This is a genomic window from Nocardiopsis sp. NPDC101807 (assembly GCF_044766605.1).
GTDB classification, from domain to species: Bacteria; Actinomycetota; Actinomycetes; order Streptosporangiales; family Streptosporangiaceae; genus Nocardiopsis; species Nocardiopsis tropica.
On the sequence record NZ_JBIWMK010000008.1, the window covers coordinates 161,465 to 184,445 of the forward strand.

The 22,981-nt window shown below is 72.6% G+C and carries 16 protein-coding genes; 6 read left to right on the top strand and 10 right to left on the bottom strand.

All coding sequences use genetic code 11. The features are described 5' to 3' along the window. Positions 1 to 62: 62 nt before the first annotated feature. Positions 63 to 2,189, bottom strand: coding sequence for a transglycosylase domain-containing protein (locus ACIRPH_RS24210; RefSeq protein ID WP_402918608.1), 2,127 nt, complete (start codon positions 2,187 to 2,189; stop codon positions 63 to 65). Between the two features lie 958 nt (positions 2,190 to 3,147). Between ACIRPH_RS24210 and ACIRPH_RS24215 the strand changes: the two genes are divergently transcribed. From ACIRPH_RS24215 to ACIRPH_RS24235, 5 genes are all read left to right on the top strand, one after another. Then, complete coding sequence (locus tag ACIRPH_RS24215) at positions 3,148 to 5,118, top strand: alpha-1,4-glucan--maltose-1-phosphate maltosyltransferase (RefSeq protein ID WP_402918198.1); 1,971 nt, start codon at positions 3,148 to 3,150, stop codon at positions 5,116 to 5,118. Between the two features lie 107 nt (positions 5,119 to 5,225). Continuing rightward, positions 5,226 to 7,268 (top strand): maltose alpha-D-glucosyltransferase, encoded by a 2,043-nt coding sequence (gene treS, locus ACIRPH_RS24220; RefSeq protein ID WP_402918201.1) that lies wholly within the window; start codon positions 5,226 to 5,228, stop codon positions 7,266 to 7,268. 1 nt (position 7,269) lies between these two features. Then, a complete protein-coding gene (locus ACIRPH_RS24225; RefSeq protein WP_402918204.1) occupies positions 7,270 to 8,661 on the top strand; it encodes a phosphotransferase in 1,392 nt (463 codons plus the stop codon). Between the two features lie 91 nt (positions 8,662 to 8,752). Next, the gene (gene glgB / locus ACIRPH_RS24230; protein WP_402918206.1) at positions 8,753 to 11,272 is read left to right on the top strand and encodes a 1,4-alpha-glucan branching protein GlgB; all 2,520 of its coding nucleotides are present in this window, start codon (positions 8,753 to 8,755) and stop codon (positions 11,270 to 11,272) included. 325 nt (positions 11,273 to 11,597) lie between these two features. After that, positions 11,598 to 13,022 carry an APC family permease gene (locus ACIRPH_RS24235; protein WP_402918208.1) on the top strand — a complete coding sequence of 475 codons (1,425 nt, stop codon included), beginning with the start codon at positions 11,598 to 11,600 and terminating at the stop codon, positions 13,020 to 13,022. Between the two features lie 59 nt (positions 13,023 to 13,081). On the opposite strand, the gene ACIRPH_RS24240 is transcribed toward ACIRPH_RS24235, so the two are convergent. The 6 genes from ACIRPH_RS24240 to rpsB all read right to left on the bottom strand — a co-directional run bounded on the left by ACIRPH_RS24240 (position 13,082) and on the right by rpsB (position 18,736). Then, positions 13,082 to 14,263, bottom strand: coding sequence for a pyridoxal phosphate-dependent aminotransferase (locus ACIRPH_RS24240; RefSeq protein WP_402918211.1), 1,182 nt, complete (start codon positions 14,261 to 14,263; stop codon positions 13,082 to 13,084). Positions 14,264 to 14,368: 105 nt separating this feature from the next. Beyond that, positions 14,369 to 15,301 (bottom strand): phosphatidate cytidylyltransferase, encoded by a 933-nt coding sequence (locus ACIRPH_RS24245; RefSeq protein WP_402918214.1) that lies wholly within the window; start codon positions 15,299 to 15,301, stop codon positions 14,369 to 14,371. 3 nt (positions 15,302 to 15,304) lie between these two features. Continuing rightward, a complete protein-coding gene (frr, locus tag ACIRPH_RS24250; protein ID WP_267946435.1) occupies positions 15,305 to 15,862 on the bottom strand; it encodes a ribosome recycling factor in 558 nt (185 codons plus the stop codon). Between the two features lie 60 nt (positions 15,863 to 15,922). Continuing rightward, on the bottom strand, positions 15,923 to 16,648 hold the full coding sequence (gene pyrH, locus ACIRPH_RS24255) for a UMP kinase (protein WP_267950507.1): 726 nt from the start codon (positions 16,646 to 16,648) through the stop codon (positions 15,923 to 15,925). A gap of 181 nt (positions 16,649 to 16,829) precedes the next feature. Beyond that, positions 16,830 to 17,666 carry a translation elongation factor Ts gene (gene tsf / locus ACIRPH_RS24260; protein ID WP_402918218.1) on the bottom strand — a complete coding sequence of 279 codons (837 nt, stop codon included), beginning with the start codon at positions 17,664 to 17,666 and terminating at the stop codon, positions 16,830 to 16,832. 134 nt (positions 17,667 to 17,800) lie between these two features. Then, on the bottom strand, positions 17,801 to 18,736 hold the full coding sequence (gene rpsB, locus ACIRPH_RS24265; RefSeq protein WP_402918221.1) for a 30S ribosomal protein S2: 936 nt from the start codon (positions 18,734 to 18,736) through the stop codon (positions 17,801 to 17,803). Positions 18,737 to 19,046: 310 nt separating this feature from the next. Here rpsB and ACIRPH_RS24270 point away from each other — a divergent pair, with 310 nt between their 5' ends. Further along, positions 19,047 to 20,129: a peptidoglycan DD-metalloendopeptidase family protein gene (locus tag ACIRPH_RS24270; protein WP_402918224.1), complete on the top strand. Its 1,083-nt coding sequence runs from the start codon at positions 19,047 to 19,049 to the stop codon at positions 20,127 to 20,129. On the opposite strand, the gene ACIRPH_RS24275 is transcribed toward ACIRPH_RS24270, so the two are convergent. From ACIRPH_RS24275 to dprA, 3 genes are all read right to left on the bottom strand, one after another. Continuing rightward, positions 20,102 to 20,971, bottom strand: coding sequence for a tyrosine recombinase XerC (locus ACIRPH_RS24275; RefSeq protein ID WP_402918610.1), 870 nt, complete (start codon positions 20,969 to 20,971; stop codon positions 20,102 to 20,104). The genes ACIRPH_RS24270 and ACIRPH_RS24275 overlap by 28 nt on opposite strands. Before the next feature lie 2 nt (positions 20,972 to 20,973). Beyond that, on the bottom strand, positions 20,974 to 21,327 hold the full coding sequence (locus tag ACIRPH_RS24280; RefSeq protein WP_402918227.1) for a RidA family protein: 354 nt from the start codon (positions 21,325 to 21,327) through the stop codon (positions 20,974 to 20,976). Between the two features lie 428 nt (positions 21,328 to 21,755). Beyond that, positions 21,756 to 22,925 carry a DNA-processing protein DprA gene (gene dprA, locus ACIRPH_RS24285; RefSeq protein WP_402918230.1) on the bottom strand — a complete coding sequence of 390 codons (1,170 nt, stop codon included), beginning with the start codon at positions 22,923 to 22,925 and terminating at the stop codon, positions 21,756 to 21,758. Between the last annotated feature and the right edge of the window lie 56 nt (positions 22,926 to 22,981).

A 22,981-nucleotide genomic window follows, 5' to 3' on the forward strand; every position in this document is an offset into this window, starting at 1 on the left:
TTCCCTCCCCGCGGCCCCCGTTTTCCGCCCCTCGTCGGGGCCCCGCCCGGCGGCGGGAGCGGTCAGGCGTCGCCCTCGTCGTCCCCGCCCTTGGGCGGTGTCGACGACGGGTCGCCGAACGCCTTCGGCGACGGGGCGAAGCCCTCGGCCGGCAGGTCGGCGGTGGCCCCGCGCATGGTGGCCTGCCAGATGGGGCCGGGCAGCGTGCCGCCGTAGACGATGCCGTAGTAGCGCCCGCCGATCGTCACGCCCTGGAGCGGGTTCTCCTCGCCGCCGCGCATGTCGCCGACCACCACGGCCGACGCGAGGTTCGGGGTGTAGCCGGCGAACCAGGCGTAGGCGGCGTTGTCGGTGGTGCCGGTCTTGCCCGCGGCGGGGCGCCCGAGGCCGAGGCCGTTGGCGGTGCCGCCCTTGAACGTCTGCTGGAGCAGGTGGTTGACCCCGTCCGCGACGTCGCGCCCGACCCTGCCCTCCTCGCAGTCGGTGCGCGCCGCGACCTCCCGGGTGCCCTCGGCGCCCTCGCGGCCGATCCGCACGGAGACCACCGGGACGGGCTCGCAGTAGGTGCCGCGGGCGGCGAACGTGGCGTACGCGTTGGCGACGGTCAGCGGGGACACCTCCTGGTCCCCCAGGGTGAAGGAGCTCCAGACGCCCAGCGGCTCGCCGTCGGCGCGGTGGATGCCGACCCGCTCGGCCATCTCCGAGGTCTCGCAGAGGCCGACGCGCTTCTGGAGCTGGGCGAAGTAGGTGTTCACGGACCCCTTGGTCGCGCTGATCATGTTGTGCCGGCCGCCGTCGCTCTCCCCGGCGTTGCTCACGCTCCACCCGGACATCACGCCGCCGTCGCAGTTCTCGAGCCCTCCGACCGAGACGCTCTCGGGAGAGGAGAAGCTGGTGCCGTAGCCCAGCCCGGAGTGCAGGGCGGCGGCCAGGGTGAACGTCTTGAACGTCGACCCCGCCTGGTAGCCGAGCGAGCCGCCGGCCTCGCTGTCCACCGCCAGGTTGAGGGAGGTCGTGCCGAGCGCCTCGTCGTCGAACCCGTAGCGCAGGTTCTGCGCCATGCCCCGGATCCGGCCGGTGCCGGGCTCGACGATGGCCTGGGCGGCGAACTTGGTGGACTCCTCCGCCGGGACGTACCGCTCGATGGCCTCCTCCGCGGCCCGCTGCGCCTCCCCGTCGAGCGTGGTCCGCACGGTGATGCCGCCCTTGGTGAGCGCCTCGTCGCGCTCCCCCTGGAGCTCCCCGAGGATGTCGGAGCCGCGCAGCCAGCGCATGACGAAGTCGCAGAAGAACGGCTGCTCCGAGTGGTAGCAGCTGCCTCCTCGCGGGGTCGGGTCCAGGGCGAGCCCCCGGCTCGCGTACTCCTCGACCTGCGCCGCGTCCAGGTGCCCGGTCGCGCCCATCCGCTCCAGCACCAGGTCGCGGCGCTCGCGCGCGGCCTCGCGGTTGTTGAGCGGGTCGTAGAACGAGGGGCTGCGCACGAGCCCGACGATGGTGGCGGCCTGCGCCGGGTCCAGGTCGGCGGCGGAGACGGAGAAGTACCTCTGGGCCGCGACCTCGATGCCGTACGCCCCCGCCCCGAAGTAGGCGAGGTTGAGGTAGCCCTCCATGATCTCGTCCTTGGTGAGGCGGTCCTCGATGTCGATGGCGTGGCGCAGCTCCAGCAGCTTGCGGCCCAGGGTCTGCTCGCTGGCGCGCTCCACCTCCTCCTCGGTGGAGGCCTGCTCGATGAGCAGGTTCTTGACGTACTGCTGGGTGATGGTGGACCCGCCCTGGGTGTCCCCCTGCGCGGTGCGCATGGCGGCCCTGAGGACGCCGCGCAGGTCCAGCCCGGAGTGCTCGTAGAACCGGTCGTCCTCGATCGCCATGAGGGCGGCGGGCACCCACGGGCTGACCGCGTCCAGGGACACCACCTCGCGCTCGCGGTCGGCGACCTCCGCGATCGGTTCGTGGTCGACGTCGGTGAGGAGCACGCGCTCCGCCAGCGGGGAGATCTCCAGGTCGCTGGGGAGGGCCATGAAGGCGGCGGCCGCGTCCCTTCCGACCAGCCCCATCCCGCCCACCCACGGCATGACCAGCGCGGCGGTCAGGAGGCCGGCGACCGCACCCGTGCCCGTGAGGCGCAGGACGGCGTCCTTGCGCCCTCCGTCCGGGCGGTCGCCGTCACCGGCGCCCCTCCCGTGCTCCACCGCGTCGCCGAGGGCGGTCACGCGTTCCCGGAGCCGGTCCACCAGGGGGAGGACGGCCCGGTCGGCCCACCTCCTCCAGGGCGGCGCCCCGGACACGCCTTCGGCGTCCGCGCCGGAACCGCCGGCCCCCCGGCGGCCCCCCTCCCTCGCGTGCCTCGGGGCCCGGCTCTCGTCCGGGCCCCGCTCCTCCTGCGGCGGACCGTCCTGGTTCGGCTCCGTCACGTCGCCCCCCTCGGCCGTGTGACGCCCCGCCCGCGTCGCGCGCGCGGAGCAGGGCACTGCGACCTCCACGCTCGCAGGGGCACCGCAAAGCGCGGGAGGCCGAATCGGGCGTGTCATCGAAAAGCTTGCCCAATCCACGGCAAAGCGCCCGGCCCCGGCGCGCCCGCGGGACGTCGCGAAACAGGCGCGCGGTCCACTCGTCATCCGGGTGAAACAGGATCGGCGGACGCCGTCCGCGTCGTCCGCGCCCGAATTCGCGACAAAAGGGCCTGGGGCGATCATTCCCACGCGCCCGGGTGTCCGGAATACAGCCCGGCGGCCCCCGGGTGCATTCGGTGATCCCTACCCACGGCGACCCACCACCCAACACGACCGACGAATTTTCCGTCCTTTCACCACAGACCATCAGAAAACAACCACAGAGACAGCTGAATCCACCGACTCCTTATGACTGATATGTACGGTTTACCCAGGTGAAACCCGACAAATACCAGACCCCAAGCCTTCCGGCCAGTGTGATGAGGAACACACAAATTATCCGGCCCCGGCACTCCGCCAAACGCCACAAGAGGGCGGACGATAGACAGCAGAGGGAACCGAAGCCGTAATCCGGACAGTTTCCGTTCCGGAACTTCGTTAACTCCGTCTTGCGTCGGATTAACAACAGGTTATTTTCGCCTGCCATAAACCGCTCGCGCCCAGAAACGCCCGAACCACGACAATTACGGTGTAGCCAGTGATCGGACGCCTGCCCATCCTCGACATCTCTCCAGACAACGACCTCGGTCCGGTGAAAGCAGTTCCCGGGGAACGCTTCACCGTGGGGGCGACGGTCATCCGGGAGGGCCACGACTCCCTCGCCGCAGGGGTCGTCGTGTACTCCCCCCGGGGCCGCCGCGAACACCTCGTGCCCATGCGCGAGCACGCGCCCGGCACCGACCGGTACAAGGCCGAGATCAGCCTCCCCTCCGTGGGGACGTGGTCCTTCTCGGTCGAGGCGTGGACCGATCCCTTCACCACCTGGCACCGCGTCGCCCGGGTCAAACTCCCCCTGGGCCAGGACACCGGGCCCGTCCTGGAGGAGGGGGCCCGGCTGCTCGCGCGCGCCGCCCGGCGCGCACCCCGCAACCCCGCCCTCACCAGGGCGGCCAAGGTCCTGAGGGACGCCTCGGCGGCGCCGCTGGACCGCTTCGCCGCGGCGGTCACCCCCGAGGTCCTGGACGAGATGGAGCGCCATCCGATCCGCGAGCTGGTCACCCGGTCCGGGCGCACCCGGGTCGTCGTCCACCGCGAGCGCGCGCTCTTCGGCTCCTGGTACGAGTTCTTCCCGAGGTCCGAGGGCGCCCAGGTCGACACGGCCCCCGGGCAGGAGCGCTCGGGGACCTTCGCCTCCGCCGCCAAACGCCTGCCCGCCATCGCCGGCATGGGCTTCGACGTCGTCTACCTGCCCCCCGTCCACCCGATCGGCACGAGCCACCGCAAGGGCGCCAACAACGCCCTGTCCGCCGGCCCCGGCGAGCCCGGCTCGGTGTGGGCGGTCGGGTCGGCCGCGGGGGGCCACGACGCCGTCCACCCGGACCTGGGCACGCTCGCCGACTTCGACGCGTTCGTCGGCGAGGCCGCCGAGCACGGTCTGGAGATCGCCCTCGACCTGGCCCTCCAGTGCTCCCCCGACCACCCGTGGGTCACCGAGCACCCCGAGTGGTTCACCACCCGGGCCGACGGCTCCATCGCCTACGCGGAGAACCCGCCCAAGAAGTACCAGGACATCTACCCCCTCGACTTCGACAACGACTTCGAGGGCCTGTACGCGGAGATCCGACGGGTCGTCCGGCACTGGATCGACCACGGGGTCCGGATCTTCCGGGTCGACAACCCCCACACCAAACCGGTCGCCTTCTGGGAGCGGCTGCTCGCCGACGTGGCCCGGGAGCACCCCGACGTGCTCTTCCTCGCCGAGGCCTTCACCCGCCCCGCCATGATGCGCACCCTGGCCAAGGTCGGGTTCCACCAGTCCTACACCTACTTCACCTGGCGCAACGGCAAGGACGAGATCACCGACTACCTCACCGAGCTCACCCGGGAGACCGCCCACTACCTGCGTCCCAACTTCTTCCCCTGCACGCCGGACATCCTCCACGCCTACCTCCAGCACGGCGGACGGCCCGCCTTCGAGGTCCGCGCGGTGCTGGCGGCGCTGCTCTCCCCCGCCTGGGGCGTCTACTCCGGCTTCGAGCTGTGCGAGAACACCCCCGCGGCCCCGGGCAGCGAGGAGTACCTGGACTCGGAGAAGTTCCAGTACCGGCCCCGCGACTGGGCCGCGGCCGAGGCCGCCGGGGCGTCCATCAGCGGGCTCATCACGCGGCTCAACGAGCTGCGCCGCTCGCATCCGGCCCTGCGGGAGCTGCGCAACCTGCGCTTCCACCACGTCGACCGGCCCGAGCTGATCTGTTTCTCCAAGCACCGGCCCGGCACGGGGCCCGGCGACCCCGACGACGCCGTCATCGCCGTCGTCAACCTCGACCCGCACCACGCCCACGAGGCGACCGTGCACCTGGATCTGCCGTCCATCGGCCACACGTGGGAGGAGGAACTCGAGGTGACCGACGAACTGACCGGCCGTTCCTACACCTGGGGCGCGGACAACTACGTCCGCCTCGACCCCGCGACCGGGCCGGCGCACGTGTTCACCGTCAACGGCAGATAGCGGCCCCGGACCACGGACCGGGGCCGGCGGGCCACCCCCGCCGGCCCCCGCCCGTGCCCGGAACGCCCGTTGACCCGATGTCGAACATTCTTGGTGGGGAGCAGCAGATGAGCAAAGACGAGCACGGCCCCGGCGGACGCGTACACGCCGAACACGGTCCGCTCGCCCCGGCCACCGGGGCCGCCACCGGCCCGCTCATGTCCTCCGGCGGCACCGGTGACCCCTACTGGTACAAGCACGCCGTCTTCTACGAGGTACTCGCCCGGGGGTTCTTCGACTCCAACGGCGACGGCACCGGCGACCTCCCGGGCCTGGTGCGGAAACTGGACTACCTCCAGTGGCTCGGCATCGACTGCGTCTGGCTGCTGCCGATGTACGAGTCCCCCCTGCGCGACGGCGGATACGACATCTCGGACTACTTCAAGATCCTCCCCGAGTTCGGCCGCACCGCCGACTTCGTGGAGCTCCTCGACGAGGCGCACCGCCGCGGCATCCGCGTCATCACCGACCTCGTCATGAACCACACCAGCGACCAGCACCCGTGGTTCAAGGCCTCCCGGGAGGACCCCGACGGTCCGTACGGGGACTTCTACGTGTGGTCGGACACCGACGACCGCTACGACGGGGCCCGCATCATCTTCGTCGACACCGAGACCTCCAACTGGACCTACGACGAGGTGCGGGGCCAGTACTACTGGCACCGCTTCTTCTCCCACCAGCCGGACCTCAACTTCGAGAACCCCGCCGTCCAGGAGGCCATCCTGGAGGTCCTGCGCTACTGGCTGGACCTGGGCATCGACGGGTTCCGCCTGGACGCGGTGCCCTACCTGTACGAGCGCGAGGGCACCAACTGCGAGAACCTCAAGGAGACGCACGAGTTCCTCAAGCGCGTGCGCGCAGAGGTGGACCGGCTCTACCCCGACCGCGTGCTGCTGAGCGAGGCCAACCAGTGGCCCTCCGAGGTCGTCGACTACTTCGGCGACTTCGGGTCCGGCGGCGACGAGTGCCACATGAACTTCCACTTCCCGCTGATGCCGCGCATGTTCATGGCGGTCAGGCAGGAGCAGCGGTTCCCGATCTCGGAGATCCTCGCCCAGACCCCGCCCATCCCGCAGAACTGCCAGTGGGCGATCTTCCTGCGCAACCACGACGAGCTGACCCTGGAGATGGTCACCGACGAGGAACGCGACTACATGTACGCCGAATACGCCAGGGAACCCCGCATGCGCGCCAACGTGGGGATCCGGCGGCGGCTCGCGCCCCTCCTGGACAACGACCGCAACCAGATCGAACTGTTCACCGCTCTGCTGCTCTCCCTGCCGGGCTCGCCCGTCCTCTACTACGGCGACGAGATCGGCATGGGCGACAACATCTGGCTGGGCGACCGCGACGCCGTGCGCACGCCCATGCAGTGGAGCTCCGACCGCAACGCCGGGTTCTCCAAGGGCGACCCGGCACGCCTGTACCTGCCGCTGATCATGGACCCGGTCTACGGCTACCAGGCGGTCAACGTGGAGGCCCAGCGCGACAACCCGGGCTCGCTGCTCCACTGGACCCGCCGGATGATCCAGATCCGCAAGCGCCACCCCGTGTTCGGCACCGGGGAGTTCACCGAGCTGAACGCCACCAACCCCGGCGTCCTGGCGTTCATCCGCGAGCACGGCGACGACCGCATGCTCTGTGTGAACAACCTGTCGAGGTTCCCGCAGCCCGTCGAACTGGACCTGTCCCGCTACGCCGGGGTCAGCCCGGTGGAGTGCGTGGGGGGCGTGCGCTTCCCCGAGATCGGGGAACTGCCGTACCTGCTCACCCTGCCCGGCCACGGCTTCTACTGGTTCCAGCTCCCCGCGGACCACGAGCCGGCGGGAGCGGAGGGCGGACGGGACGGCCTGCCCTCCTACGGCCTGCCGGCCGCCGGGGTCAGCGTGCGCACCGCCTTCGACGCCGCCGGACACCCGGCGGACCCGCCCGGCGCGGAGCGCCGCGCCGCAGCCACCACGACGTCCAGCGCCCCGGCCGGTCCCGTGCCCGCGCTCCGCGACGGCGCACCCGGGATCCCCGCCCGGTCCGCCGCCGACCCGGCCGCCCCCGGCCCGGTGCCGGAGCCGACGGACCGGGGCGGTGGCGGGAAGGGAAACGGTCCTCTCTGACATGTCCCAACTCGAAGAACTCCTGGCAGCCTGGCTGCCCCGGCAGCGGTGGTTCTCCGGCAAGGGGATCCCCATCCAGCAGATCCGGGTCGAGAGCAGACACACCCTGGTGACCACGGGCCCCGACGGCCCCGGCCTCGACGTCCTCGTCGTCCGGACCGGGCAGCGGGGGCTCAGCTCCCGCTACCAGGTGCTCCTGGGCTCGCGGCCGCCGGGCTCCCTGCCGCCGGACCTGGCCCGTGTCGCCATCGGCGTGTGCCGGTCCGACCGCGGGAGGCCGAGGGCGGTCTACGACGCGGCCCACGACGCACAGCTGACCGGTCTCCTCCTGGAGCGGTTCGCACTGCCCGCCGCCCCCGGCCTCTCCGGGCAGGTCCGGTTCCGGACCCTGCCCGGGGAGCGGATCCGCACCGGTTCGCCCGGGCGGCTGCTCACCGGTGAGCAGTCCAACACGTCCCTGGTCTTCGGACAGGACTACGTCCTGAAGACCTTCCGCAGACTCTGGCCGGGCCCCAACCCGGACCTGGAGCTCAACACGGCGCTGTCCGGGTCCCCGTACGCGGCCCGGCCGTGCGGGTGGATCGAGGCCGACCTGCCCGGGTACGCGACGCCCACGACCCTGGCCATGCTGCAGGCGTTCGTCCCGCAGGCCACGGACGGGTGGGTGCTCGCCACCGCCGGCGCGCGCGCCCTGCTGGACGGTGCGGGGGCCGACCGCGAGTCCGCCTTCGCGGGGGAGGCGGCACGGCTGGGACACACCACCGCCCAGGTCCACCGTTCGCTCGCGGGGGCCCTGCCCACGGACGTGCTCTCCCCGGCGGGGGCCGGGGAGCTGGCGGAGGCCATGGTGGAGCGGCTGGCGACGGCCGGCGCCGAGGTACCGGAGCTGGCCGAGCACGCTCCCCGCGTGATGGCGGCCTACGCCGACTTCGCCGAGGTGGGCGAGCCCCTGCCGATCCAGCGCATCCACGGCGACTACCACCTCGGCCAGGTCGTCCGCACCGGGGACGGGTGGGTGCTCCTCGACTTCGAGGGCGAGCCCACCATGCCGGTCCGGGACCGCCAGCGGCTGTCCAGCCCTCTGAGGGACGTGGCGGGGATGCTCCGCTCCTTCGACTACGCGGCCGGGTTCCTGCTGGTGGGACACCCGGACGACCCCGAACTGGAGTGGGCCGCCCGCGCCTGGGCCCGGAACAACAGGGAGGCCTTCTGCCGCGGCTACGCGGACGGGGGCGGCGCCGATCCGGACAAGCACCTGGCGGTGCTGCGGGCGTTCGAGTTCGACAAGGCCGTGTACGAGGTCCTGTACGAGGCCCGGAACCGGCCGAACTGGCTGCGGGTACCGCTGGAGTCCATCGCCGCCGCGGCCGAGGCGCCGCCCGTGCCCGGATAGCCCGGGGCGGCCCCTGCCTTCCGGGGGGCGACCGCCCGCACACACGACCACGACCCGTGACGACCGACCGCAACGAGCACTACGGAGCCGTATGACCTCGGCCGACAGCACACCCGCCGCCGCGAAGGCGGGAACCTCCGCGCAGACCGCGGGGACCGCCGCCCCGAAGGGGACCACGGCGGCGAGGACCACCACCGAGAAGGCCGGAAAGGCCGCGTCCGGGACGGCGAGGACGGCGAGGGCGGGCAAGACCGCCGCGCGTGTCCCCGCGGCCGGAGCCCCCTCGTCCGCGGGGGCTGGGACGTCCGGCGGGGAGCCCGCACCGGGGACCCGGGGGGCGAGGGCCGCCGGGAAGGGCCCCGGGAGCTCCCCCGCGAAGGCGGCCCGCAGGGGCGGGACCGGGGCCCCCGCCGCCCGGCGCGGGGCCGCCGCGCCGGACCCCGCGCTCCTCACGGCCCTGGACCGGCTGGTCGAGGGCGGCCACCACGACCCGCACTCCCTGCTCGGACCGCACGCCGAGGGCCGCGCAACCGTGCTGCGGGCCCTGCGCCCCGGCGCGCTGGACGTGCACGCCGTGCTCCGGGACGGCTCCCGCGTGCGCCTCGAACACCTGCACCGCGGGGTCTTCTCCGCCGAGGTGCCCGGGAAGGGGCTCGGGACCCCGCCCGACTACCGGATCGCCGCCCGCTACGCCGAGGGCGCCGAGCACGTGGCCGCCGACCCGTACCGGTTCGCCCCGACCCTCGGCGAGCTCGACCTGCACCTGATCGGCGAGGGCCGCCACGAGGAGCTGTGGAACGCCCTCGGCGCGCACACCCGGGTCGAGGACACGCCCCTCGGCGAGGTGCCCGGCACGGGGTTCGCCGTGTGGGCGCCGGACGCGCGCGGCGTCCGCGTGATCGGCGACTTCAACCACTGGGACGGCGTCGGGTCCCCGATGCGCAGCCTGGGCTCCTCCGGTGTGTGGGAGCTGTTCCTGCCCGGGGTGGGCGACGGAGCCCTGTACAAGTTCCAGGTCCTCGGCTCGGACGGGCACTGGCGGGACAAGGCCGACCCGATGGCGCGCCGCACCCAGGTGCCGCCGGCCACCGCGTCGGTGGTCACCACGTCGTCGTACTCCTGGGGGGACCAGGCGTGGACGGCCGAGCGCAAGGGCGTGGAGCAGCACCGGGCCCCGATGAGCGTGTACGAGGTGCACCTGGGCTCCTGGCGCCCGGGCCTGGGCTACGTCGAGCTCGCCGAGCAGCTGGTCGCGTACGTGACCGACCTGGGGTTCACGCACGTGGAGTTCCTACCGGTCACGGCGCACCCGTTCGACGGCTCCTGGGGCTACCAGGTGACGTCGTACTACGCGCCCACGCCGCGCTTCGGGTCGCCGGACGAGTTCCGGTACCTGGTGGACTCCCTGCACAGGGCCGGGGTGGGCGTGCTCCTGGACTGGGTGCCCGCGCACTTCCCCAAGGACGACTGGGCGCTCGCCCGGTTCGACGGGACCGCCCTGTACGAGCACCCGGACCCGCGTCGGGGCGAGCACCCCGACTGGGGAACGCTGATCTTCAACTACGGGCGGACCGAGGTGCGCAACTTCCTCGTCGCCAACGCCCTGTACTGGCTGGAGGAGTTCCACGTCGACGGCCTCCGGGTGGACGCGGTGGCCTCGATGATCTACCTGGACTACTCCCGTGACTCCGGCGCCTGGGAGCCCAACGTGTTCGGCGGACGGGAGAACCTGGAGGCGATCGGGTTCCTCAAGGAGCTCAACACCACCGTGTACCGGCGCAACCCGCACGTCGCGATGATCGCCGAGGAGTCCACGGCGTACACGGGCGTGACGACCCCGGTGGACCGCGGAGGGCTCGGCTTCGGGTTCAAGTGGAACATGGGGTGGATGCACGACACCCTGGAGTACGTCAAGAAGGAACCGGTCCACCGCAAGTACCACCACGGCGACGTCACGTTCGCGATGGTCTACGCGTACAGCGAGAACTACGTGCTGCCCCTGTCCCACGACGAGGTGGTGCACGGCAAGCGCTCCCTGTTCAACAAGCCTCCCGGCGACGAGTGGCAGCGCTCGGCGACCCTGAGGGCGCTCCTCGCCTACATGTGGTCGCACCCCGGCAAGCAGCTCCTGTTCATGGGAGGGGAGATCGCCCAGGGGGACGAGTGGTCGCACGAGGAGGGCGTGCCGTGGTGGCTCCTCCAGTTCGAGCACCACGCGGGCGTCCAGCGCCTGGTCAAGACCCTGAACGACCTCTACCGGCCCAGGGCCGCGCTGTGGTCCCTGGACACCGACCCCGCGGGGTTCCGGTGGCTGGACGGCGGCGACCACGAGGGGAACACGCTCTCGTACCTGCGCCACGGGGACGACGGCTCGGTGCTGGCCTGCGCGGTCAACTTCTCGCCCGTGCCCCGGGCGGACCGGCGGATCGGCCTGCCGTCCGGTGGCCGCTGGAACGCGGTCCTCGACACCGACGAGACGAGGTTCGGCGGCTCCGGACACGCCGCCCCGGCCCGCGTCGACGCCGAGCCGACCCCGTGGCAGGGCCAGCCGTACTCGGCGCCGGTCACCCTCCCGCCCCTGGGAGCGGTCTGGTTCGAGCCCGAGCGGTAGGCGCCCGCCGGCGCGGCCGAACGGCCCCGGCCGCCCGTGTGGCGGCCGGGGCCGCCGGTGACCGCCCTCCCCGCGCCCACACGCCGTGACCCCGAGCTCCCCCGTTCCCGGACGCCCCGGGATGACCGGGCGCGACGCCCGGCCCCTCGGCCACCGTGCGTGCCCCCGGGGGGCCGCCCTCCCCGCCCGGCGCCGCAGAGGATCATCGGATCTTGTGCCTGACTGGCCAACAGGACAGGAGAATATGTCCGGAACGACACCTTCACTCTGATCCGCCGCCGTGCTTGTGTGTCCCCCATCACAGGCACGAGCGTTGGGATCGCCCATGACCGACAAGAGCCAGAGCTTCGTCCGGGTCCTGGGAAGGGGTGACGTCCTCGCGCTCGGCTTCGGCGCGATGATCGGCTTCGGCTGGATCGTGCTCGTCGGCGACTTCATCGGCGCGGCGGGCAGCGTCGGCGCCGCCCTCGCCTTCGTCGTCGGCGGCGTCGTCATGGCCTTCGTCGGCCTCACCTACGCCGAACTCGTCTCCGCGATGCCCCACGCGGGCGGCGAGCACCACTACGCCATGCGCGCCATCGGCCCCCAGGGCGCCTTCGCCGCCTCCTGGGCCATGGTCCTGGGCTACGTGTCCGTGGTCGCCTTCGAGGCCGTCGCCGTCCCCCAGACCCTCGTCTACCTCTTCCCCGGCATGGGCGTCGGGCGCCTGTGGACCGTCGCGGGACACGACGTGCACGCCGACCTCGTCGCCGTGGGCGTCGTCGTCGCCGTGCTGATGACGGCGGTCAACTACGTCGGCATCAAGCCGGCCAGCGCCTTCCAGGTCGTCGCCGTGCTGTTCCTGGTCGCCGTCGGCGCGGTCATGCTCACCGGGTCGTTCGTCGGCGGTTCCGCCGAGAACATGGAACCCCTGTTCGCCGGTGGCGTCCCCGGGATGTTCGTGGTGCTGGTGGCGGTCCCGTTCCTGTTCGTCGGCTTCGACGTCATCCCCCAGTCCGCCTCCGAGATCAGGATCCCCCACCGCATGGTCGGCACGCTGCTGGTGGTCTCCGTCCTCTGCGCGACCGCCTGGTACGTGATGGTCGTACTCACCGCCGGCGCCGGGCTGTCCGCCGCCGAGCTCTCCGCGTCCGAACTGGCCTCCGCCGACTCCGTCGCCGCCCTGTGGGGCAGTGACGCCATGGGCGACCTGCTCGTCCTCGGAGGCATCGCCGGACTGCTGACCAGCTGGAACGCGTTCCTCATCGGGGGCAGCCGCCTCGTCTACGCCATGGCGGGGTCCCGGATGCTCCCGGCCTGGTTCGGCCACCTGCACCCGCGCTTCCGCACGCCCTCCAACGCCGTCCTGTTCATCGGGGCGCTGTCCCTGGCGGCCCCGTTCTTCGGCCGCCCGATGCTCGTCTGGCTCACCAACGCGGGCGGCATGAACATCGTCGCCGCCTACATGCTGGTGGTCGTGAGCTTCCTGGTGCTGCGCCGGCGCGACCCCGCCATGGAGCGGCCCTTCACCGTCCCGGCCGGTGCGCCGGTCGGCGTGACCGCTCTCGTCCTCTCCTCCGGGCTGTTCCTGCTGTACCTGCCCGGCATGCCCGCCGCGCTGGACTGGCCCCACGAGTGGCTCATGGTCGTCCTGTGGTGGGCGGCGGGCGCCGCGCTCATGTGGCGCCTCCCCCGGATCGCCCCCGGCCCGGACGCCGAGCGCCGCCTGGTCGAGGCGATGGACGCCCGCGCCGGCGCCCCCCGCGCATGAGGACGCGGTCCTCCCCGCAGGGAGGACCGCGCGCCGGTTCCGGCGGCGTCCGTCGCGGCTCAGGCCCCGCGCCCGTGCCATCCGGTCAGCCGGGAGACGGCCTCGTCCAAGACCTCGTCCCTCTTGCAGAACGCGAAGCGGAGCAGGTGGGCGCCCTCCTCCTGGTGGTCGTAGAACACCTGGGCGGGCACCGCCGCGACGCCTGCGCCGCCGGGCAGGGCCCGCGCCACGTCGAGCCCGCTGTCGAAGCCGAGGGGACGGATGTCGGCCATCACGAAGTAGGTGCCCTCGGACACGCCCACCTCGAACCCGGCGGCGGCCAGGCCCGACGCGAGGCGGTCGCGCTTGCCCTGGAGGGCCGTGCGCTGGGCCGCCACCCACGCCCACTCGTGGTCGATCGCGTCCGCCACCGCCAGCTGCAGCGCGCCGTTGGCGGAGAAGGTGAGGAACTGGTTGACCGTGCGCACCGCGCTGACCAGCGGCTCCGGGCCCATCACCCAGCCGGTCTTCCAACCGGTGACGGCGAACATCTTGCCCACCGAGGACACCGACACCGTACGCTCCCGCATACCCGGGAGGGTCGCCAGCGGCACGTGCGGCCTGCCGTCGAAGGTCAGGAACTCGTACACCTCGTCGGTGAACGCGATCAGGTCGTGCTCCCGGCACACCCGCGCGATCTCCTCCAGCTCCTCGGGGGTGAAGACCGTGCCGGTGGGGTTGTGCGGCGAGTTCACCAGCACCATGCGGGTGCGGGGCCCCACGGCGGCGCGCAGCTCCTCCGGGTCGAAGGTGAACCGCCCCGACACGGCGTCCGGGCGCAGCGTCACCGACCTGCGCACACCCCCGGCCAGGGTGATCATCGCGGCGTAGGAGTCGTACATCGGCTCGAAGACGATCACCTCGTCGCCGCGCTCCACCAGGGCGAGCATCGCGGCGGCGATGCCCGCGGTCGCCCCGACCGTGATGTAGACCTCGCTGTCGGGATCCAGCTCGATGCCGTAGTGGCGGGCCCGGTACCGGCTCACCGCCTGCCGCAGCTCCGGCCTCCCCGGTCCCGGAGGGTACTGGTTCACCCCCTCCAGGACGTGGCGGGAGGCGCCCTCCAGCAGGGAGCGGGGACCGTCGGTGTCGGGGAAACCCTGTCCCAGGTTGACCGACCCGGTCTCCGTGGCCAGGCGCGTCATCTCGGCGAAGATCGTCTCGCCGTACACGCGCATTCGTTCGATCAGCGGTTCTTCCACCCGACGAGCGTATCCACACGCCCCTCCACCGGCCACTCCCGGCCGGGGACGCCGAGGGGACGGACCCCCGGGTCCGCCCCCTCGACACGGTTCGCCGCGCTTCCCCTAGAGGAGGAGGCTGAGCACGATCCACACCACGGGACCCGCGATGAGGAGCGAGTCCAGCCGGTCCATCAGCCCGCCGTGGCCCGGCATGAACCGGCCCATGTCCTTGACCCCCAGGTCGCGCTTGAACAGCGACTCGATGAGGTCCCCGACCGTCGCGGCCAGCACGACGGCCAGGCCCAGGACCGCGCCGACCCACCAGGGTCCGTCCAGCATCAGCGTCACGCACAGGGCGCCGGCGACCGCGCACCCCACCACGGAGCCGCCGAAGCCCTCCCAGGTCTTGTTCGGGCTGATCACCGGCGCCATCTTGTGCCGGCCCAGCATGATCCCGGCGAAGTAGCCGCCGATGTCGCTGGAGATCGTCACCACGATGAACGTCACCAGCCGGTACTGGCCGTCCTCGGGGTGCGAGACGAGCAGCAGCCACGTGCCCAGGAGGAACGGCAGGTACACCAGGGTGAACAGGTTCGCCGAGGCGTCGGCCACGAACCCGTCCGCACCGCCGCGCAGCCGCCACACCAGCACGATGATCGCGGTCAGGGCGGTGGTCCCCGCCAGCCACTCGGTCCCCCCGAAGTAGGCGGCCACCTGCATGGCGACGCCGCCCACGGCCAGGGGTACGAGGGCGAGGGTCGTGCCCTTGCCCGCGAACGCCCGGTTGAGCTCCCGCAGCCCGATCAGCACACCCAGGGAGGTGATGATCGTGAACAGCTGGGGCAGGGGGAAGATGGAGAAGAAGACGAGAGCGCCCAGGACACACCCGCTGGCGATGGCCACCGGGAGGTTGCGGCCGGTCTTGACCGGTTCGCCCCCCGGTTTGTGCAGCACGAAGCGCTGTCCGGCCCTGTCGGGACCGCCCTGCGGTCCCTCGTCGGGTCTGTGCTCCGGTGAGTGGTCATCGCCTCCGGAGCCGCTGGAAGAAGTCGTCACCGGCTAGACCTCGAGCAGTTCGGCTTCCTTGTGCTTCAGCACCTCGTCGATGGCCGCGACGTACTTCTGGGAGAGCTCGTCCAGCTCGGCCTGGGCGCGGTGCGCCTCGTCCTCGCCCAGCTCGCCCGACTTCACGGCCTTCTCGAAGGTGTCCTTGGCACGGCGGCGGACGTTGCGGATCGAGACCTTGGAGTCCTCGGCCTTGGTCCGCGCAACCTTCACGTACTCCTTGCGGCGCTCCTCGGACAGGTCCGGGAACACCACGCGGATGACCTGGCCGTCGTCGGACGGGTTCACCCCCAGGTCGCTGTTGCGGATGGCGTTGATGATGTCGGTGCGCGAGTTGACGTCGAACGGGGAGATGACCACCATGCGCGGCTCCGGAACCGAGAAGGAGGCCAGCTGGTTGATCGGCGTCCGCGCACCGTAGTAGTCGACGGTGATCTTGTTGAACGTGGCCGGGGTGGGACGGCCCGTGCGGATCGTCGCGAAGTCCTCCTTCGCGACGGTCACGGCCTTCTCCATCTTCTCCTCGGCCTCGAGGAGGGTCTCTTCGGTCATGTGGCGCTCCCGGTTCTCGGCTGTGGTGTTCGTGGCTTCTTGGCGGCCCTGGGGCCGGTGTCAGGCGGTGGTCGGCCCCACGATGGTGCCGATCTTCTCACCCCGGACCGCGCGCAGGATGTTGCCCTGGCTCATCAGGTCGAACACCACGATGGGCATCCCGTTGTCCATGCACAGGCTGACCGCCGTGGCGTCCATGACCTTGAGGCCCTTCGTGAGGACCTCGTTGTAGTTCAGCTTGTCGAACTTGACCGCGTCCGGGTTGCGCTGCGGGTCGGAGTCGTAGACCCCGTCGACCTGGGTGCCCTTGAGGACGGCCTGCGCGCCGATCTCCAGGGCGCGCTGGGCGGCGGTGGTGTCGGTGGAGAAGAACGGGGCGCCCAGACCGGCGCCGAAGATGACCACGCGGCCCTTCTCCAGGTGCCGGATGGCGCGGCGCGGGATGTAGGCCTCCGCGACCTGGCTCATGTGGATGGCGGTCTGCACCCGGGTGTCCACACCGAGCCGCTCCAGGAAGTCCTGGAGGGCGAGGCAGTTGATGACGGTGCCGAGCATGCCCATGTAGTCGGCGCGTCCGCGCTCGATGCCGCCCTCGGTGAGCTGCGCGCCGCGGAACATGTTGCCGCCGCCGACGACCACGGCGACCTGGATGCCCTCGGAGACCGCCTCGGCGATGGACTCCGCCACGTACTGCACGACCTCGGGATCGATGCCCAGCCCGCCCCCGCCGGCGAACGCCTCCCCGGAGAGTTTGAGCATCACGCGCTTCCAACCGGAATCGTGCATCGCCGGTTCGGTGATCGTCGCTTCGTTCACGGCCTGTGGCCTCCCTTGTCGTCCCCGAGTGGCACAGGGTCCCCCGAGTGTTCCTGCTGAGGGCGGACAGGGAGCGTGCCCCGAAATCCGCCCATATCCACCGAAGGTGCCGGGGAGTAGTCTCCCCGGCACCTCCATCATCTCAAAGCTCTTAGGCCTGGCCGACCTTGAAGCGGACGAAGCGCTTGACGGTCACGCCGGCCTCGTCGACGACCTTCTGGACCGACTTCTTGTTCTCCTTGACGAACGGCTGGCCGAGCAGCGTCACGTCCTTGAAGAAACCGTTGAGGCGGCCTTCCACGATCTTGGGGATGGCCTGCTCGGGCTTCCCCTCCTCGCGGGTGGTCTGCTCGGCGATGCGGCGCTCGTTCTCCACGACCTCGGCGGGGACGTCGTCCTTGCCGATGTACTGCGGGGCGAGGGCGGCGATCTGCTGGGCGAGGTCCTTGCCGACCTCGGCGTCGGCCTTGTCCAGCTCGACCAGGACGCCCATGGTCGGGGGCAGGTCCGGGTCGGACTTGTGCAGGTAGCTGGCGACGTAGACGCCGTCGAACTTGGCGAAGCGGCGGAACTCCAGCTTCTCACCGATCACGGCGCCCTTGCCCTCGATGAAGGACTGGAGGCTCGTGCCCGGCTCGATCTCGGAGGCGGCCACGGTCGCGAGGTCGTCGCTCTCGTGCGCGGCGACGAAGTCCGCGACCTGGTTGGCCAGCGCGATGAACTGGTCGTTCTTCGCGACGAAGTCGGTCTCGCAGTTGAGCTCGATGAGGGTCGCCTTGCCCTCGGAGTCCTGCTTGAGGACGACCATGCCCTGGGCGGCAGTGCGCTCCGCGCGCTTGCCGACGTCCTTGGCACCCTTGACGCGCAGGGCCTCGACGGCCTTGTCGATGTCGCCGTCGGCCTCGGTCAGGGCCTTCTTGCAGGCCATCATGCCCGCGCCGGTCATGTCGCGCAGCTTCTTGACGTCCGCGGCGGTGAAGTTCGCCATGACTGTTCTCGGATTCCCTTGGAGTGGAGAGTCTGTTCGGAAAGAGGAGCGGAGCCTGGACGTGCACCCCCGGCGCCGCCGCGCCCGCAGGCGGGGCGGCACCGGGGGTGTTCCGTCGTCCCTGGGACCGCTGACTACTCGGCGGAGCCCTCGGTGGACTCCTGCGCCGGGGCCTCGGCCGGAGCCTCGGACTCGATCGCGGCCTCGACCTCGGGCTTCGGGGTCTCGACCGGGGCCTCGGTCAGCTCCTTGTCGACCTCGGGGGCGTCCGCGTCCGCGGCCGGGGCGGCCTCGGACTTGCCCTCCAGGAGCTCGCGCTCCCACTCGGCCAGGGGCTCCTCGGCGGCCTTCTGCTCGCCCGTGCCCTCGGAGGCGCCGGAACGGGCCATGAGGCCGTCGGCCACGGCGTCGGCGATCACGCGGGTCAGCAGGCTGACCGAGCGGATGGCGTCGTCGTTGCCCGGGATCGGGTAGTCGACCTCGTCCGGGTCGCAGTTGGTGTCGAGGATCGCGACGACCGGGATGTTGAGCTTGCGAGCCTCGCTGATCGCGATGTGCTCCTTCTTGGTGTCCACGATCCAGACCGCGCTGGGCACGCGGGACATGTCGCGGATACCGCCGAGGGTGCGCTCGAGCTTCTCCTTCTCACGGCGAAGGTTGAGGAGCTCCTTCTTCGTGAGCGCGGAGCCGGCGACGTCGTCGAAGTCGATCTCCTCCAGCTCCTTGAGGCGCTGGAGCCGCTTGTGCACGGTGGAGAAGTTGGTGAGCATGCCGCCCAGCCAGCGCTGGTTGACGAAGGGCATGCCGACACGACGAGCCTGCTCGTCGATGGCCTCCTGCGCCTGCTTCTTGGTTCCGACGAACAGGACGGTGCCGCCGTGGGCGACCGTCTGCTTGACGAACTCGTAGGCGCGGTCGATGTGCGCCAGCGACTTCTGGAGGTCGATGATGTAGATGCCGTTGCGCTCCGTGAGGATGAAGCGCTTCATCTTCGGGTTCCAGCGACGGGTCTGGTGCCCGAAGTGGACGCCGCTCTCCAGGAGCTGGCGAGTCGTCACGACTGTGGCCATGACTGGTCCTCCTTGCGGTGGCGGAGAGAATCTCCCCGCCGTCGGTTGTGCCTGACGCCCCGGCCGCACCGCCATCCCGCCGAAGCGGGGTGGACCGTAGGTACGACCCCTCCGTGAGGAGGCGCGTGGACGTGCGTATTGTGATCGGCCCGACGGGCCACGGACGATTCTATCCTCAGCCGGGCACACACCGGACCTGTGCTGCGCCTACGAGTGACCCCGCACGCCCGTCCGGTGCCCCGGAACCCCGGTCGTCCACAGTTCCCGGAAGCCCCTGGCGGCCCCCGCCCCCCGCACCGACCCTGGAGGCATGGACCTCTCCCGCCTCCTGCTCCCGCTGCTGTTCGCCTCGCTCCTGTGGTTCCCCGCCTCCCCCGCGGCGGGGGACGCCGGCTGGCGCTGGCCCCTGTCCCCCACCCCCGGGGTGCTGCGCCCCTTCGACCCTCCCGAACAGCGCTGGCTCCCGGGGCACCGGGGCGCGGACCTGGCCGCCGATCCCGGACAGGAGGTGTACGCCGCGGGTTCCGGCCGGGTGCGCTTCGTCGGCACGGTGGCCGGGACACCCCTGGTCAGCGTCGTCCACGGGGACCTCCGCACCACCTACCTCCCGGTGGAGTCCGACCTGGCGCGCGGAGACCCGGTCGCCGCCGGGGACGTCCTCGGCGTCCTGGCCGCCGCCCCGCTCCACTGCCGCGACCGCCCCTGCCTGCACTGGGGCCTGCTCCGCGGCGACGACTACCTCGATCCCCTCGGCCTGCTCGGCCTCGGCGAGGTCCGGCTCCTCCCCCTCGGCCCGGCCCGTGACGACCCCCCGCCCGGCCGGCGGCCCCGCGCGGCCGGCGCCCTCCCCGCCCGCCGCCTCCGCTCCGGCGGCGCGGCCCCGAGGACACGGGGCGGGCGCGGACGAGCGCCCCGCAGGCGCCCCCGGCCCGACGGGCGGAGAGTGGCGGATTTCGCACCGGCCGACGCCCCGGGGCCCCTGGAAGGGGGCGGGGCCTCGCGGGCCGGCCGGAGGCGGCGGGGGGAGCGGCAGACGTCCCGTCCCCCGCCGGTGGCCCCCGGGGCGCGCCCCCAGGGGCGGTCACCGGCCTCTGCGCCCGCGCGGGTGTGGCCCCTGCGGTGTGGACGACGTGCTCGGCGTCGCCGGGCTCTGCGCCCGCGCGGGTGCGGCCGTGACCGGCCCGGCCCCTGCGGGGTCGGCGGGCCCTCCGCGCGGGTACGAACGAGCACGGCGAGCAGGAGCGCCGGCACCACGGGGGTCCTGCGCCCGCGCGCGGGTACGGCCGGTCGCGTCGAGGCACGTCGCGCCCGACAGGTCCCGACCTCTCGTCCGCGCGGGTGCGATCGGCGGGCACGGCTGTCCGCTCAGGCGCGGGGGTGGGCCCGGCGGTAGGTGTCGCGCAGGCGCTCCACGGACACGTGCGTGTAGATCTGCGTGCTGCGCGGGCTGGCGTGGCCCAGGAACTCCTGCACGCTGCGCAGGTCGGCCCCGCCGTTGAGCAGGTGCGTGGCGGCGCTGTGCCGCAGGCCGTGCGGGGCTCCGTCCGCGCCGGCCGCGCGCAGGTACGCGTGCACGTCCTCCCGGGCCTGGCGCACCCCCAGCCGACCGCCGCGCGCGCCGACGAACAGCGCGGCGCCGCCGGCGTCCGAGGCCATCCGCGGCCGTCCGCCCGACAGCCACGCGTCGAGGGCGTCCAGCGCGGGGGCGCCCACGGGGACCGTGCGCTCCTTCGCGCCCTTGCCCAGGACGCGCACCGTGTCGCGTTCGCGGTCCACGTCGGCCAGGTCGAGGGCGCACAGCTCGGCGACCCGCACCCCGGTGGCGTACAGCACCTCCACCACCGCGCGGCGGCGCAGGTCGAGGGGGGTCTCCCCCGGGGGCCGGGAGAGGGCCTCGGCGGCCTGCCCCTCGTCCAGCACCGTCGGCAGGGACCGCTGCTGTGAGGGGCCGGACAGGCGCGGGCCCGGATCGGCCGCCAGCACCCCCTCCCGGTGCAGGTACCGGGTGAGGGCGCGCACGGCCGCCACTCTGCGGGAGACGGTGGCCCGGCTCGCCCCCGCGTCGCGGGACCGGGACAGCCAACCGCGCACCAGGAGCACGTCCAGGTCCTCGATCCGGTACCCGTTCTCCTCCAGGAAGGCCAGCAGGGAGCGCAGGTCGGCGAGGTACCCGCGCACGGTGTGGGGTGAGCGGCCCAGCTCACCGGACAGGTGGGCGGCGAAGCGGTCCAGCACGCTCACCCCCGGGGCAGGCAGGCCACACCCTCGATCTCCACCAGGTACCTCGGGTTGACCAGGCCGCTCACCTCCACCAGGGTCCCGGCCGGGCGGTGCTCCCCGGGAAGGCAGTCGACCAGGGCGCTGCGGAACTCGTCGAGGTCGGCGATGTGGCGGAGGTAGTAGGTGAGTTTCACCAGGTGGCCCAGGTCCGCCCCGTGGCGGGCCAGGACGCGCTCCATGTTGCGGAAGACCTGCCGGGTCTGTCCCTCGACCCCTCCGGCGACGTCCCCGTCGGGAGCCTCGGGGGTCTGCCCGGAGACGAACAGCAGCGGGCCGTCCGCGAGCACGACGTCACTGTACGGTTTGGCCATGGCGGAACCCTACCCGCCATCGCGCCCCGCTATCCGCGCCCGGCCCGGCGCCCGCCGGACCGTCCCACGCGGCTGCGTAGCGGCGGGCCCTCCCGACCGGCAGCGGCCCCGCACGGCGCGAGGCCCGCACCACGGGGTACGCGCGGCAGGCCCCGGCAGCAGCCACCCGGACGGGTGAGGATCCGCACCGCAGAAGGCCCGCACGGCGGGAAACCCGTAGGACGGCCCACACCGCAGAAGGCCCGCGCGGCAGGGTCCTGTCGGCGGGCACCCCGAACGGTCGAAGATCCGCACCGCAGGACCCGGACGGCGGAAAACCCGTAGGGCGGCCCGCACCGCAGAAGGCCCGCGCGACGGGAAACCCGTAGGGCGGCCCGCACGGCGGGGGCGGCCCCCCGCCGCGGTGTCCGGAGCCGCGGCCTCCCCCGTCAGCGCGGCAGCCGCCATCCGGCCCCGCACCGTTCCACCAGCCCCGCCGCGGCCAGCAGCCCCAGGGAGCGCATCGCGACGTCCAGGGAGGTCCCGCTCGCGGCGGCGACCACCGCGGGCCCGGCCCCCGTCCGGGGCACCGCGTCCAGCACCCGGACGCTCTCCGCGTCGAGGTGGGCCGAGACCCGCACCGGCCCGCTCTCCGGAGGCAGCTCCCCCACCGCGCCGACCTGGGCGACGACATCGTCGGCGCAGGTGACACAGCCCGCCTGCCAGTCGCGGAGGAGGACGTGGCAGCCCACCGACATGGCGGAGGTGACCGGGCCGGGCACCGCCATGAGCACCCGGTGGAGTTCGACGGCGTGCGAGGCGGTGTTGAGCGCGCCGCTGCGCCTGCCCGCCTCCACGACCACCGTCCCCGGGGTGAGCGCCGCGATCAGCCGGTTGCGGATCAAGAAGTCCTTGGCCCGGGGCGTGGCGCCGACCGGCCTCTCGCTCACCAGCGCCCCGGTCCGCGCGATGTCCGCGAACATGCCCGCGTGGCCGCGCGGATAGTCCACGTCCAACCCGCAGGCCAGCACCACCACGGTGCCCCCGTTGGCGAGGGCGGCCCGGTGCGCGGCGCCGTCGATGCCGTACGCGCCGCCGGAGACCACGACGACGGCCTGCTCCGCGAGCTCGTAGGCCATCTCCGCCGCCACGTGCTCACCGTAGGCCGTGGCCGAGCGCGCGCCCACCACGGCCACCGAGCGCAGGCACAGGTTGCGCAGGTCACCGCCGCCGCGTACCCACAGGCCGTGCGAGCGGCGCCCGCCGGGGAGGTCGAGGCCGTCCAGCCGGCCGGGCCACTCGGGGTCGCCCGGCGCCACGAACCGGATACCGGCCGCCGCGGACTCGCCGAGCAGCCCGTCGGGGTCGACCCGGGCGGCGGCCGCGCTCCACCCGTCCCAGCGCCGGCGCAGCCGGGCCCACGCCTCCGGGCCGGGGTCCTCGTCCTCCTCCACGGGCACGGACGGCGGGGGCTCCCCCGCCACCAGCCCCGCCCACACCCTGGCCGCACCGTGCGCGGCGAGCATCGCCCCCAGCCACAGGTCCCCCGGCGGCGCGACCGCCGTCAGGCAGGCCCGCGCCCGGGCGTCGGCCTCCCCCTGCCAGTCCCGTACGGTCACCGTGCTCCCCTTCCACCCTTGTCCGCTGCGCCTCCGGCGCGTCCCGCCCCGCCCCG